A 441-nucleotide genomic window follows, 5' to 3' on the forward strand; every position below is an offset into this window, starting at 1 on the left:
GGTGGATTTCCTCCTAAATCTCTAAATTTTTTATCATGATTAATATCAATCACTTGAGGCTTATCATTGGCATTAACAGCAATAACATAATCCCCAAACAAAGCGAAAGACCATGGAGCATCAACATTTGCGAGATAAGACTTTCCCTTTTGGCTAATATCTCTCCACCGCATTGTCGTATTATCGAGCAGGTAGAGTTTTTGTCTCGTTCCAACAATAATAGACACCCCACTTTTTGTTTTCACAGCAAGAGCCCCTAAAATTTTATCAGGACAAGGCTCTGTCAAGGGTTTAAAGCTAGGCATAGGAATATAGGACCCATCAGCTGGGAGCACATTGATGAGTTCATCGGTAAAGATGCCATTAATATCAGCAACATCGGGCCGATAATCAGCGATTGGGAAAAAAGCCATTGAGAAACCCCATGAGCAAAATATTTGA

General features: G+C 39.9%; 1 pseudogene. It reads right to left on the minus strand.

Annotated elements, in window-relative coordinates:
• Positions 1–413 (minus strand): annotated as a pseudogene (locus tag J7R10_RS08795) (hypothetical protein); the annotation flags it as partial.
• Positions 414–441: the final 28 nt, after the last annotated feature.

The sequence above is a fragment of the Bartonella vinsonii subsp. berkhoffii ATCC 51672 genome (assembly GCF_902825225.1).
GTDB lineage: Bacteria > Pseudomonadota > Alphaproteobacteria > Rhizobiales > Rhizobiaceae > Bartonella > Bartonella berkhoffii.